Here is a 12,392-nt window from a genome sequence, read left to right as displayed (position 1 = left end):
GGTCCGCATGTGGGTTCACGCGGCCACCACGACGTGTCAGGAGACTCCGTGCCCAAGTTTTTCGAGAAGTTGCTGCGTGCCGGTGAGGGCAAGGCCCTACGCCGACTGGAGGTTGTCGCGCAGCAGGTCAACTCCCTCGAAGAGGATTTCCAAGGGTTGACCGACGCCGAGTTGCGCGAGGAGACGGACAAGTTCCGCGCGCGGCTGAAGGACGGGGAGACCCTCGATCATCTCCTGCCCGAGGCGTTTGCGGCGGTCCGCGAAGCGTCGGTGCGCACCCTGGGGAAGCGACACTTCGACGTCCAGATCATGGGTGGCGCGGCGCTGCACCAGGGCAATGTGGCCGAGATGCGCACGGGTGAGGGCAAGACCCTGGTCGCCACCCTTCCGTCATACCTCAACGCCCTCACGGGCGAGGGTGTGCACGTCGTGACGGTCAACGACTACCTGGCCGAGTACCAGGCCGAGTTGATGGGGCGCATCCACCGCACCCTGGGGCTGGAGGTCGGGGTGATCCTGTCGAAGATGACCCCGGACCAGCGACGTGCGGAGTACGCCAAGGACATCACCTATGGCACCAACAACGAGTTCGGCTTCGACTACCTGCGCGACAACATGGCATGGGCCACCAAGGACCTGGTGCAGCGCGGCCACCACTACGCGATCGTCGACGAGGTCGACTCGATCCTGATCGATGAGGCCCGCACCCCGCTGATCATCTCCGGACCGGCCGACGGCTCGCCGCGCTGGTACACCGAGTTCGCCAAGCTCGCCCAGCGTCTCACCCGCGGCGAGAACGGTGAGGGTGACTACGAGGTTGACGAGAAGAAGCGCACCGTCGGTGTCCTGGAGTCCGGCATCGAGAAGGTCGAGGACTACCTCGGTATCGACAACCTCTACGAGAGCGCCAACACGCCGCTGATCGGCTACCTGAACAACTCCATCAAGGCCAAGGAGTTGTTCAAGAACGACAAGGACTACGTCAACGTCGACGGTCAGATCATGATCGTTGATGAGCACACGGGCCGCATGCTGGCTGGTCGTCGTTACAACGAGGGGATGCACCAGGCGATCGAGGCCAAGGAGGGGGTGGAGATCAAGAACGAGAACCAGACCCTGGCGACGGTGACCCTCCAGAACTACTTCCGCATGTACGACAAGCTCGCCGGCATGACCGGTACCGCTCAGACCGAGGCTGCCGAGCTCCACCAGATCTACAAGGTCGGTGTCGTCACGATCCCGACCAACCGCGACATGGTCCGCAAGGACCAGCCGGACCTGATCTACCGCACCGAGCAGGCCAAGTACGACGCGGTGGTCGAGGACATCGCCGAGCGCCACGAGAAGGGCCAGCCGGTCCTCGTGGGCACGACCTCCGTCGAGAAGTCCGAGGTGCTCTCCGAGCAGCTGCGCCGTCGTGGCATCCCGCACGAGGTGCTGAACGCCAAGCATCACGCCCGTGAGGCCTCGATCGTGGCCGAGGCGGGGCGCAAGGGTGCCGTGACCGTGGCCACCAACATGGCTGGTCGAGGCACCGACATCATGCTCGGTGGCAACCCGGAGTTCCGGGCGGTGGCCTACCTCAAGAGCAAGGGACTCGATCCTGCCGAGACCCCGGAGGAGTACGAAGCAGCCTGGGACGAGACTCTTGCCCGGGCGGAAGAGGCCGTCCAGGCGGAGTACCAGGAGGTCCACGATCTTGGTGGACTGTATGTGCTGGGCACCGAGCGGCATGAGTCCCGTCGTATCGACAACCAGCTGCGCGGCCGCTCCGGTCGTCAGGGTGACCCCGGTGAGAGTCGGTTCTATCTCTCGCTGGAGGACGATCTGATGCGGATGTTCAACGCCGCCATCGTCGATCGCGTCATGCAGACGACCGGCATGGATGACAGCGTCCCGATCGAGTCCAAGGTCGTCAGCCGCTCGATCCAGAGCGCTCAGGCGCAGGTCGAGGCACAGCACTTCGAGACACGCAAGAACGTGCTGAAGTATGACGATGTGATGAACCGCCAGCGTGTGGTCATCTATGACGAGCGTCGCCGGGTCCTGGAGGGGCAGGACCTGGAGGACCAGATCCGCGACTTCATCAACGAGGTCGTGGGCGATTACGCACAGACCATCCAGGGTGATGAGCTGGAGAAGGAAGAGCGGGACATGACCAAGGTCCTCGCTGATCTCCGCACGGTCTACCCGGTGTCCCTGACCGTCGAGGAACTGGAGGCCGCAGCGGCCGGAGCCGGCGGGATCACCAGTGACCTGCTGGCCGAGCAGTTGACCTCTGATGCCCAGCACGCCTACGACGAGAAGGAGGCTCTCGTCGGCGCGGAGGCGATGCGGGATCTCGAACGCCGGGTCGTGATGCAGGTGCTGGACCGCAAGTGGCGCGAGCACCTTTACGAGATGGACTACCTCAAGGAGGGCATCGGCCTGCGGTCGATGGCCCAGCGCGAGCCGATCGTGGAGTACCAGCGTGAGGGCTACCAGCTGTTCCAGGCGATGATGGAGTCGGTCAAGGAGGATGCCGTCAGCACCCTCTTCCGGGTCGAGGTCAAGGCCCCCCAGGAGCAGGCGGCCCAGGCCAGCGGTCTGGCCGTTCCTGCCGCGCTGGCCGGACTGGTCGACGCCAAGCCGGCACCGGCAGCTGCCCTGACCTACAGCGCTCCCTCCGAGGACGGCTCGGTCGAGCAGCGTCGCGTGGCGGCGGATGGGTCCACCATGACCCGTGCGGAGGTCAAGAAGTCAGGAAGCGGCAACCGCGCAGAACGGCGGAAGGCACGCAAGGCGAACTGACCTGCCTCAGCCGATCTCCAGGGCCGTGATCAACCATCGGCCGTCCACGCCGCTCATGCGCATGGCCAGAGCGCGCACGCGGGAACGGTAGGCAATGACCGCAGCGACCTCGGCGACGCCGTCCACTGGCTCGCAGACCCGCAGGGCGCGCACCTGCAGTGGCCCTCCGGGTCGTTGACGTCGTTGGCGGGCCTGGACTCCGCGACGAAAGATCCGGTCCCGGATGTCTGGTGCCACCCACCTGCTGAGCTGGTCGCTGGGACGCAGCCCGTCCATGGCCTCCAGAATGGTGGTGATCAGCCGCCGGGCCCAGGTGTCTGGATCAGGCAGATCCTGACGACTGGTCGACTGTGGCCCAAAGAGCTCGTCATGGCCCTCCCGTCGGAAGTCCACCGCCAGGGCGCCCTGGACATAGCGAGGGTCTGGTTCTGCCGGACGGACACCGCGGGGCAGTGGTGCTGGCTCGTTGTCGGGGATCGGCAGCACCGTCAGGTGCCCGGGACGGATCCACGACGCGCAGGACGGTGTGACCAACGGGGCGACCGCCAGCGCTGTCGGCTGGGCGCTCACGGCGCGACCTCCTGGTAGCTGTCCACGACGGGCGGGACAAGCCGGGTGCCAGGCAACAGCAGATCGGGGTCAGAGCCGATCAGGGCCCGGTTGGCGTCATACCAGTGGGGCCAGGCCTCCGCGATGGCGGCGGCGTCAGCATCCTCTCCGAGGTGCCGGGCCGCGATGTCCCACAGGGTGTCACCCGCGCGCACGACCACGGCGTCTGGTTTGGCCGCACCGCGACTCACCAGCGAGATCGAGTCTGGGTCCGGTGTGGGTGCGGGGGCGGTGGGGCGCCAACCCGGCTCCGGTGCACGGTTCGCCGGATCAGGTTCTTGCGCGTGGTAGATCAGCACGCCTGCGGACGACTGCGAGGCGGGCACGGCACTGGTGTTGGTGGGCGTGGGAGCTGTGGTGGTGGGCACGGTGCTGGTGGGAGCTGTGCTAATGGGGGCCGTGGAGGCCTGGGCAGCGCCCAGGGGGGTCAGCGTCACCGCAGCAGTGACCAGTCCGGCTGCCACGTGCCGAGCAAGGCGTGGGGCCAGTCGCTCAGCGAGGCTGCGCAATGGTGCCGTGGATCGCCCGGGCAGTGCAGCGGCGGCACCGACCAGGAGCAGCGCTGCGAGCCAGGCTCCCACCAGTCCGGCCACAGCAAGGGCCAGGAGTTCCAGCCCGTGGGCCACCACGATGCCGTCGGGCCCGACGGCTGTCGCCCACCCATGGCGGGCACGGTTCCAGCAGGTCAGGACAATGAGTGACAGAACGGCCGCGCCGGCTGCCCCGAGTGCACTGGCACAGATGCCGACACCGGGGTGCCTGACACCGTCCAGGTGCGTGCTGCGTCCGCCACCGCCGGCCGTGGCTAGGTCCTTGTCAGTCATGTCCCCGCGCTCCCTTGATGATGTTTGACGTCAATTGACGTCGATTGCGTTCATTAGGACACAGTAGAGCGCTTGGCGCAGACGCGCGACCAGAAGGTGCGGCGGATGTGGACAACGTGCCCGGGTGACGGTCCGTCGGGCACAATCGGCGCCATGCGGTGGACCGAGCTGTTCGACGACCTGGAGGCCCAGCTGGCTGCTCAGGAGGCGGCCGAGCTCCTGGGGGAGGTTGCCGAGCACACCCGGGCCGCGACAGGTCAGGTGCTGCTCCGCGACAGGCTCCTGGCCGATCTGGGGCGAAGGATCCACCTGACGCTGCGCGGTGGTGAGGTCCTGGACGGCGCGCTGAGCGAGCTCGCCCGGGACTGGTTTGTGGTGCAGGAGCAACTGCCCGCGCAGGGACGGGAGGTGCTGGTGGTCACCGCCAGCGTCGTCTCGGTGCGGGGACTCTCCGGCCGGTCTGATCAGGGCCGGCGCAGTCGGGTCCAGCGCTCGCTCGATCTGCGGCACGCCCTGCGCGCGTTGAGCCGAGACCGTGCCGTGGTGCGGGTCCGCGACGTCGAGGGCGGTGTCACGGTCGGGACGATCGACCGGGTGGGCGCTGATCACCTGGACCTCAGTGCCCATCCCGACGACCTGCCACGGCGCAGCCGCGACGTGCACTCGGTGGTCACGATCCCCTATGCAGCCCTGGCCTGCGTCACCCGGTCGTGATCAGCCCGTCGTGATCAGCCCGTCAGGTCAGCCCGCCTGATCGGGTCCTCCGGAAGCGGCCAGGGCGTGCCTCCGGCGCTACTCCTCGTCGAGGTCAGCGTCGGCCCCCTCGACCTCGTCGGCCATCCGAGAGATTGTTTCGCGGGTCTGCGCATACATCCGCTCGATGTAGTCCTCGAGCATGCTCGTCTCGATCCGCCAGATGCCGCGACCGCCGATCTTGACCGCCGGCAGGGTGCCGCTGCGGACCAGCGCCTTGGCCTGGGCCATGGTGATGTTGAGGGTCTCGGCGACGTCGGCCAGGGTGAGGAACCGTTTTTCCAACGGGCTAGCTCCGTCCGATCTGCGGGGACGCCGGGGGTGGCGAACCTTGACGGGGATTTTACTCGCTCGGGATGGCACTGGGTTCCGGCCTGTGGACAAGATGATCGCGCCGTGTCGCGCGCCGCTACCGTGGCGCTCTGGTGCGACGCAGGCCAGCGTGTCCGGACCCGGGCGCGGGTGCATCAGGAAACGGGAGGGACCAGGTGGCTCGGGGAACGACAGGACAGGGTCAGGACGACGTTCCGATCGCGCGCCGGCTGCGCAGGCCCGGTTGGCGAGATACCCGCCTGCTGGTGGGTCTGCTGCTGGTGGTGCTGTCGGTCGCCGGGGGCGTGCGCGTCATCTCCTCCCTGGACGAGTCGACCCCCGTGTATGCCGCTGCTCGGGTGATCCTGCCCGGCCAGGAGGTCGCCGCCCAGGACGTCGTCGCGGTGCGGGTGCGGATGCAGGAGCCGATCTCTCACTATGTCGACGCCACCCAGACCCTGGCGCCAGGGACGGTGGCCCTGCGGCAGGTGCAGGTCGGTGAGCTGGTGCCTGCGAGCTCCCTCGGCTCGGCCAGCGAGGCTCTCGACAAGACGGTGAGCGTGCCCATCGATCCGGCCGCGGCACAGAGCCTGTCCACCGGCACCGTCGTAGACGTCTGGGTGAGCCGTCGCGATCCTGAGGGTGTCGGCACCGCCTACCTGGATCCAGAGCTCCTGCTCGGACAGGCCGTCGTGGCCCGCACGCCCACCGGTTCGAACAGCCTGGGGATGGGCATCGGCCGCGCCGCGGTCCAGATCATCGTCCCGGCCGACCGGGTTGGGGCGGTGATCTCCAGCGTCGACCAGGAGGCCAAGGTCACCCTGGTGCCCTCCCCGGCAGCGGCGGAGTCGTCCTCGTGAGCCTGCCTCTGCTCACGGCCGTCACCCCGCAGTACGAGGCGCAGCTGACCAGCAAGCTCGGCAGCAGCAGCGTGGTCCATGTCGTGCGGCGGTGTGCCGACCTGGCTGAGCTGCTCGGTGCCTCCGCCGCCGGTGTGGGACGTGTCGCCGTGGTCTCCGCCGACCTGCGAGGACTCGACCGTGGCGCGGTGCAGGACCTGATCGACCGGGATGTCCTCGTGCTGGGAGTGCACCGACCCGATGACGAGGCAGACGAGCGCATGCTGCGGCGCTGGGGCGTGCGTGTGGTGCTGCCTGCCGACGCCGCGCAGCCAGAGCTCGACGCAGGTCTGCTCGCACTGATCAGCACCGACCCCACAGGGAGCGCGCCCCACGGCGCCGAAGTTGATCACGCGGGGGCCGGCGACCCCGTCCAGGGTGCCGGAACGACGGAGCGTGCGCGACACTCCCCGAGCGAGCAGGAGGGGCTGAGTCAGGCTCGGGGTCGTTTCCCGACCGAGGACGTCGGCGAGAAGGCCCCCGGCGACACGGGGGCCGGCGGACACGGGTTCGGCCACGACCGGACGGGCGACGGCCTCCCGGGGGATGGGCAGACTGGCGTTCCCGGCCAGGGCGGCGCGGACCGTCCACATGACCAGGGGCAGGTTGTGGTCGTGTGGGGCCCGGTGGGTTCCCCGGGACGCACGACCGTCGCAGTCAACCTGGCTGCCGAGGCTGCTGAGCCGGCGGATCCGGTGATGCTGGTCGACCTGGACACCTACGGTGCGGCCGTCGCACAGGTGCTCGCGGTGCTGGATGAGGCCCCTGGGGTGGCAGCTGCGGCCCGGGCTGCGGACAAGGGCACTCTCGACCGCTCGACCTTGACCGGATGTGCCCCGGAGGTGTCCCCGGGGCTGCGGGTGCTGACCGGGATGCCGCGTCCCGACCGGTGGACCGAGCTGCGTGAACATGCCCTCCAGGACGTGCTCGCGCAGTGTGCCGCCACGGTGACCCTGACGGTCGTTGACATCGGGTTCTGCCTGGAGGCGGACGAGGAGCTCAGCTTTGACACCACGGCGCCCCGCCGCAACGGTGCGGCGCTCGCCGCGCTCGAGGTGGCCGACCAGGTCGTGGTCGTGGGCTCGGCCGACCCGGTCGCGCTGCAACGGCTGGTGCGCGGCCTCGACCAGCTCGCGGCAGTGACCTCGGCCCCCACCACCGTCGTGGTCAACAGGCTGCGGCCCGGGGCCGTGGGCAAGGATCCGGGCCGTCGGGTCAGGGAGGCGCTGCGGCGGTTCGCCAACGTCGACGACGTGGTGCTCGTGGACGAGGACCAGGTGGGGCTGGACGCCGCCGTCCTGGCCGGTCGCACCCTGCGTGAGGCCAGACCGGGCAGCCCCGCCCGGACGGGGCTGCGCGAGCTGGCGGGACGCGTCACCGGCCGGGAGCTGGCACCCCGACGGGGAAGAGGCCGACAGCGCCGCACCGCTGATGTCTGACACGATGGGGACGTGTTAGATCGCCTCACGTCCGTCGACGCCTCCTTCCTCTATCTGGAGGGTCCAGTCACCGCCATGCACGTCGGCTCGGTGCTCGTCTTCGAGACTCCGGAGGAGGGGTTTGATTACGAGACCCTGCTGGATCTCGTGGCAAACCGGATCGCCTATGTGCACCGTTACCGCCAGCGGGTGCGCCAGGTTCCCGCCGGGCTGGGTGGTCCGGTGTGGGTGGACGACACGGACTTCGATCTCACCTACCACGTGCGCCGGTCAGGCCTGCCCCGTCCGGGGACGCGGGAGCAGCTCGCCGAGTTCGTGGCACGCATCCAATCCCGCCTCCTCGACCGGGACCGTCCCCTGTGGGAGGTCTATCTCGTGGAGGGCATGGAGGACAACGAGTTCGCCCTGGTCACCAAGACCCACCAGGCCATGGTTGATGGTGTGCACGGACTGGACATGGGCCAGGTGATCCTCGACGAGGCCCCGACCGACGTGGTGGCCATCGCCCAGACGTGGAGCCCCTCGCCGGCACCGAGCGACGTCGAGCTGCTGACCCGCTCGGCCCTCAGCACGGTCACCTCCCCGCGGCGGCTGTGGGAGGGAGTGCGTGGCGGCATCACAGATCTGCGGCACACGGGGGCCCGGGTCGCCGAGGTCGGCAAGCAGGCGGGGACGGCCCTGGTCCGCACCGCCGCGAGTCCCGCGCCGCCCACCCCGTTGAACACCACCGTCGGCTCGGCGCGGCGCATGCAGCTGATCGACCTCGACCTGGAGGACTTCCGCGCCGTGCGCCGCCGCCGGTTCGGGGCCGGCGACCTGGGTCACGTCACCGTCAACGACGTCGTGCTCGCCACCCTGACCGGTGCCCTGCGCGAGTGGTTGATGACCCGGGGCGAGCCGATCAGCACCTCGAGCACAGTCCGGGCGATGGTCCCCCTCTCGGTCGAGGACGCTGAGAGCGAGTCCCACGTCGGAGGTCAGGTCGTGGCGGCGTTCGTCGACCTGCCCATCGGGGAGCCGAGTGCGGCCATGCGGCTCCAGCAGGTCAGTTACCGGATGGCCAAGCAGCTGAGCGACGGCCGGGCCATCGGTGCCGTGGGGATCGCCGGCCTGGCCGGTTTTGCCGCCCCCACCCTGCACTCGATGGCTGCGCGGGCAGCGAGCGCCATGTCCCGTCGCGTGTTCAACCTGATCATCAGCAATGTCCCTGGGCCACAGGAGGCGAGGTATGCCGGACCCGCCCGTCTGCTGGCCAGCTATCCGGTGATCCCCCTCGCCCAGGGGCAGGCCCTGGCGGTCGGGCTCACGTCCTATGACGGCAGGGTCTATCTGGGGCTCAACGCCGACCGTGACGCCATGCCTGACCTCTCGGTCCTCGCCGAGTGCATCGACTCCGCGCTGGCCGAGCTGGTCGCGACCGACGCCTGAGACCCACGCCCGAACGGAGAGACGATGTCTGCGATTGCCCCACAGCGCCGGTGCTACCTGCCGCTGACCACCGACCAGGCGCAGGAACTGCACGAGCACGGTGCTCTGTCCGGAGACCTCGTCGCCTTCCTGGTCACCGAGTCGGTGCGCCGCTCGGACCCCGAGGGCGACGAGGAGGTCTGGGAGTGGGCCGCGCTGCAGGACGCCGCCGGCTACTGCCGCGACCACGATCTGTCGGTCCTCGTCGCAGCTGCCGACGTCGCCCAGGACACGATCGACGCGACGTCGCCCCAGGGCTCCCGGGTGATCGTGCACGGCCCGGTCACCCTGCCGCGGATTGCCTCACTGCACCTGGGGGACGACGTGGTGGGTGATGGCTCACCTGTTGCCGACGACGAGGTGATCGAGCTGTCCTGGTATGACGCCACCGAGTTGGCCGAAGTGCGCTCCTTGCTGTGATCATGGACTGAGTAGGACACGAGGTCGCCCCGACTGACTGGAGGAAGACGATGGATGCCGTGACGAGCGTTCCCGAGCCGATCAACGAGCCCGTGAAGGACTACGCCCCGGGGAGTCCCGAGCGGGCCGAATTGGAGGTGGCGCTCGCTGAGATGGCGGCGAACCCTGTCGACCTGCCCCACGTTATCGGCGGTGAGCGTGTGACCGGTGCCGGTGAGGCGATCGACGTGGTGCAACCACACGCCCATGCTGAGGTGCTGGGGACCCTGCGCAACGCGCAGACTGCCGACGCGGTCGCAGCCATCGAGGCGGCGGGTCGGGCGGCCCCGGAGTGGGCCGCCATGGACTTCGACGACCGGGCTGCGATCCTGCTGCGCGCGGCCGAGCTGCTGGCGGGCCCGTGGCGGGCCAGGCTCAACGCGGCCACCATGCTCGGGCAGTCCAAGACCTCCTATCAGGCGGAGATCGACTCGGCCTGCGAGCTCATCGACTTCTGGCGCTTCAACGTCCACTTCGGCCGCCAGATCCTCGCCGATCAGCCGATCCGCAATGCACCCGGGGTGTGGAACCGCACGGACCAGCGTCCGCTCGAGGGATTCGTGTATGCCGTCACGCCCTTCAACTTCACGGCGATCTCCGGCAACCTGCCGACCGCACCGGCGCTGATGGGCAACACCGTGCTGTGGAAGCCGGCGACCACCCAGCAGCGCGCGGCCACGGTCGTGCTGGAGGTGCTCGAGGAGGCGGGGCTGCCGCCGGGGGTCATCAACATGGTCACCGGTCACGGCGTCGAGGTCTCCGACGTCGCTCTGGGGCACCGTGACCTGGCAGGCATCCACTTCACGGGGTCGACCCGCGTCTTCCAGATGCTGTGGGGACAGGTCGGTGCCAACATCGCCGACTACCGCTCCTACCCCCGCATCGTCGGAGAGACCGGCGGCAAGGACTTCGTGGTGGCTCACCTCTCGGCGGATGTCGACGTGCTGCGCACCGCTCTGGTGCGGGGCGCCTTCGAGTACCAGGGGCAGAAGTGCTCGGCGGCCTCGCGCGCCTACATCCCTGCCTCGCTGTGGGCGGAGCTGAAGGACGACCTGGTCTCGATCACCGAGTCCCTGCCGGTGGGTGACGTCCGGGACTTCGGCACCTTCATGGGTGCCGTGATCGACGATCGCGCCTTCGCCAAGCACAAGGACGTCCTCGACCGGGCCAAGACCGACGACGCGGTCACCGTCATCGCCGGCGGCACCTATGACGACTCCGTGGGCTACTTCGTGCGTCCCACGATCCTGGAGGTCACCGACCCGACCCACGAGACGTTCACGACGGAGTACTTCGGGCCGATCCTGTCCGTCCACGTCTATCCCGACGACGGCTTCGAGGACATGCTCACCCAGATGGAGTCCGTCGCGGACTACGCCCTGACCGGCGCCATCATTGCCCGCGACCGAGCCGCGGTCGCGCTGGCGACGCAGCGCCTGCGGTTCGCCGCGGGCAACTTCTATATCAACGACAAGCCGACCGGCGCGGTCGTGGGGCAGCAGCCGTTCGGTGGAGCGCGTGCCTCCGGGACCAATGACAAGGCGGGGTCGCTGCAGAATCTCCTGCGCTGGACCAGCGCGCGGTCGATCAAGGAGACCTTCGTGGCGCCGACCGAGTGGCGCTACCCGCACATGGGCTGACCGCCCGGGTCACGACCTGCCGGCGCCCCTGGTCGCCGTCAGGTGCGGTCCTGCTCGAACCACTCCCGGGAGAGCCTGCCCTCCAGGCGTAGCCCGCTGCCGAGCACCGGAGCCACCGCCTGCTCGATCTTGGAGCCGAGAAAGGGCACGTTGGCCTTGAGCTCACCCTCGACGGTGTGCTCGGTGCCAGCGCCTCCTGGTGCCAGCACGACACTGCCGGTCAGGCTGACCGGGGTGCGTGGAATCTCCAGGTGCAGGGACGCCGAGTGGCCCCCGTCCTCGTCCGGGGTCAGCGCCCACACCTGAGTCTCCACGACGTCCACGGCCTCGCCGACGAACTTCTTGGCGAAGTCCGGGAAGCCGTCGGTCGGCAGGCGTCGCCGGGTGACGATCGTGCGGGCGTCATCCTCAACCTCGATGGCGACCTCGTGCTCCAGCGCGCCGCTGCGCACGCACCGCAACTCCTGGTAGTCGGGGGAGCAGATCATCTCGAAGATCTGTTGCGGGGTGGCGCTGTGCTCAATCGTCTCGTGGATCCTCATGGGGCAACTTTAGGTGTCAGAGAGTCCAACTGGGCTGCGGCGCGACGTAGCCCTCGCCGCAGATGCTGCTGAGCTGTAGTGCTGCTCTGATCACCCAGGTCCTGCACCAGACGCTGCAGGCTGTCCGCGATGGTCCGCAGGCAGTCGGCGACCGGTCCTGCGAGAGCCTGCTCCGGACGGCCGTCGAGGAGGTGAGCGGTGCGGTGGCAGCGGGTGGCGAGCGCTGAGCAGGATGCGGCATCGACCTCGGTGCTCTCGGCGCGAGCGATAGGTGGGGCTCCGTATGGGGCCTCGTCTGGTGCCGCGGTCCGAGGGGGAGCGCCGCGGGACAGGGTCTGCCGCCCTGCCACCACGTCCACGATAGCGTCCGTGCACCGGTCGAGGAGCCTCGACACCAGGGCCTCGTCGGCGGGGTCACCCAACGACACCTCGAGCACACTGAGCTGCTCGGCGAGGCCGAGCAGGTGCAGGTCGTCTGGGGTCGACATGGCGCCACCCTACGGTCGCCCGGTGACACCGCCCCGGGACTGTCCACCGGGCCGTCGTGCCCGGCTGCTGTCCACCGGGCGGTGGAGTCCGCGCCGGGCGCCGGATCTTTCCTTCGGAGAGTGACGTTTCGCTCACTGGCCCGACCTGCCAGGAGCCGTCCGCAACGATA

At 68.9% G+C, this 12,392-nt stretch carries 12 protein-coding genes; 8 read left to right on the top strand and 4 right to left on the bottom strand.

The annotated features are described in order from the left end of the window. Nucleotides 1-48 precede the first annotated feature (48 nt). The gene (secA, locus tag FNH13_RS13560) at nucleotides 49-2,790 is read left to right on the top strand and encodes a preprotein translocase subunit SecA (RefSeq protein WP_143783902.1); all 2,742 of its coding nucleotides are present in this window, start codon (nucleotides 49-51) and stop codon (nucleotides 2,788-2,790) included. Between the two features lie 6 nt (nucleotides 2,791-2,796). Here secA and FNH13_RS13555 read toward each other — a convergent pair whose 3' ends face one another. Continuing rightward, on the bottom strand, nucleotides 2,797-3,360 hold the full coding sequence (locus FNH13_RS13555) for an Rv3235 family protein (protein ID WP_143783901.1): 564 nt from the start codon (nucleotides 3,358-3,360) through the stop codon (nucleotides 2,797-2,799). Continuing rightward, on the bottom strand, nucleotides 3,357-4,223 hold the full coding sequence (locus FNH13_RS19315) for a LysM peptidoglycan-binding domain-containing protein (RefSeq protein WP_143783900.1): 867 nt from the start codon (nucleotides 4,221-4,223) through the stop codon (nucleotides 3,357-3,359). The genes FNH13_RS13555 and FNH13_RS19315 overlap by 4 nt, the downstream gene beginning before the upstream one ends. Before the next feature lie 153 nt (nucleotides 4,224-4,376). Between FNH13_RS19315 and FNH13_RS13545 the strand changes: the two genes are divergently transcribed. Then, entirely contained in the window at nucleotides 4,377-4,937 is a 561-nt protein-coding gene (locus tag FNH13_RS13545) for a hypothetical protein (RefSeq protein WP_143783899.1), read from the top strand. Nucleotides 4,938-5,015: 78 nt separating this feature from the next. Here the strand turns inward: FNH13_RS13545 and FNH13_RS19115 are convergent, their stop codons facing one another. Then, nucleotides 5,016-5,261 carry a helix-turn-helix domain-containing protein gene (locus tag FNH13_RS19115; RefSeq protein WP_165700116.1) on the bottom strand — a complete coding sequence of 82 codons (246 nt, stop codon included), beginning with the start codon at nucleotides 5,259-5,261 and terminating at the stop codon, nucleotides 5,016-5,018. Between the two features lie 293 nt (nucleotides 5,262-5,554). Here FNH13_RS19115 and FNH13_RS13535 point away from each other — a divergent pair, with 293 nt between their 5' ends. Genes FNH13_RS13535 through pruA form a run of 5 tightly spaced genes read left to right on the top strand, consistent with a single transcriptional unit; the run spans nucleotide 5,555 to nucleotide 11,192 of the window. After that, nucleotides 5,555-6,148, top strand: coding sequence for a hypothetical protein (locus FNH13_RS13535; RefSeq protein WP_143783897.1), 594 nt, complete (start codon nucleotides 5,555-5,557; stop codon nucleotides 6,146-6,148). Beyond that, on the top strand, nucleotides 6,145-7,626 hold the full coding sequence (locus FNH13_RS13530) for an AAA family ATPase (RefSeq protein ID WP_143783896.1): 1,482 nt from the start codon (nucleotides 6,145-6,147) through the stop codon (nucleotides 7,624-7,626). The genes FNH13_RS13535 and FNH13_RS13530 overlap by 4 nt, the downstream gene beginning before the upstream one ends. A 12-nt stretch (nucleotides 7,627-7,638) precedes the next feature. After that, complete coding sequence (locus FNH13_RS13525; protein ID WP_143783895.1) at nucleotides 7,639-9,054, top strand: WS/DGAT/MGAT family O-acyltransferase; 1,416 nt, start codon at nucleotides 7,639-7,641, stop codon at nucleotides 9,052-9,054. A 24-nt stretch (nucleotides 9,055-9,078) separates the two neighbouring features. Further along, complete coding sequence (locus FNH13_RS13520) at nucleotides 9,079-9,513, top strand: DUF6912 family protein (protein WP_143783894.1); 435 nt, start codon at nucleotides 9,079-9,081, stop codon at nucleotides 9,511-9,513. Between the two features lie 50 nt (nucleotides 9,514-9,563). After that, the gene (gene pruA, locus FNH13_RS13515) at nucleotides 9,564-11,192 is read left to right on the top strand and encodes an L-glutamate gamma-semialdehyde dehydrogenase (RefSeq protein WP_143783893.1); all 1,629 of its coding nucleotides are present in this window, start codon (nucleotides 9,564-9,566) and stop codon (nucleotides 11,190-11,192) included. A gap of 38 nt (nucleotides 11,193-11,230) precedes the next feature. On the opposite strand, the gene FNH13_RS13510 is transcribed toward pruA, so the two are convergent. Then, nucleotides 11,231-11,734 carry a DUF2505 domain-containing protein gene (locus tag FNH13_RS13510; RefSeq protein WP_143783892.1) on the bottom strand — a complete coding sequence of 168 codons (504 nt, stop codon included), beginning with the start codon at nucleotides 11,732-11,734 and terminating at the stop codon, nucleotides 11,231-11,233. Between the two features lie 62 nt (nucleotides 11,735-11,796). Between FNH13_RS13510 and FNH13_RS19110 the strand changes: the two genes are divergently transcribed. Then, entirely contained in the window at nucleotides 11,797-11,961 is a 165-nt protein-coding gene (locus FNH13_RS19110; RefSeq protein ID WP_165700115.1) for a hypothetical protein, read from the top strand. The last annotated feature ends 431 nt before the right edge of the window (nucleotides 11,962-12,392 follow it).

It is taken from the genome of Ornithinimicrobium ciconiae, assembly GCF_007197575.1.
GTDB classification, from domain to species: domain Bacteria; phylum Actinomycetota; class Actinomycetes; order Actinomycetales; family Dermatophilaceae; genus Ornithinicoccus; species Ornithinicoccus ciconiae.
The sequence above is the reverse complement of the archived record's forward strand: the minus strand, read 5'-3'. Positions and strand labels throughout refer to the sequence as shown.

Excerpts from the sequence above, each read along its gene's own strand:
- pruA (WP_143783893.1), top strand. The coding sequence starts at position 9,564 with ATGGATGCCGTGACGAGCGTTCCCGAGCCGATCAACGAGCCCGTGAAG.
- FNH13_RS19315 (WP_143783900.1), bottom strand. The coding sequence starts at position 4,223 with ATGACTGACAAGGACCTAGCCACGGCCGGCGGTGGCGGACGCAGCACG.
- FNH13_RS19110 (WP_165700115.1), top strand. The coding sequence starts at position 11,797 with ATGCTGCTGAGCTGTAGTGCTGCTCTGATCACCCAGGTCCTGCACCAG.
- FNH13_RS13510 (WP_143783892.1), bottom strand. The coding sequence starts at position 11,734 with ATGAGGATCCACGAGACGATTGAGCACAGCGCCACCCCGCAACAGATC.
- FNH13_RS13520 (WP_143783894.1), top strand. The coding sequence starts at position 9,079 with ATGTCTGCGATTGCCCCACAGCGCCGGTGCTACCTGCCGCTGACCACC.
- FNH13_RS13545 (WP_143783899.1), top strand. The coding sequence starts at position 4,377 with ATGCGGTGGACCGAGCTGTTCGACGACCTGGAGGCCCAGCTGGCTGCT.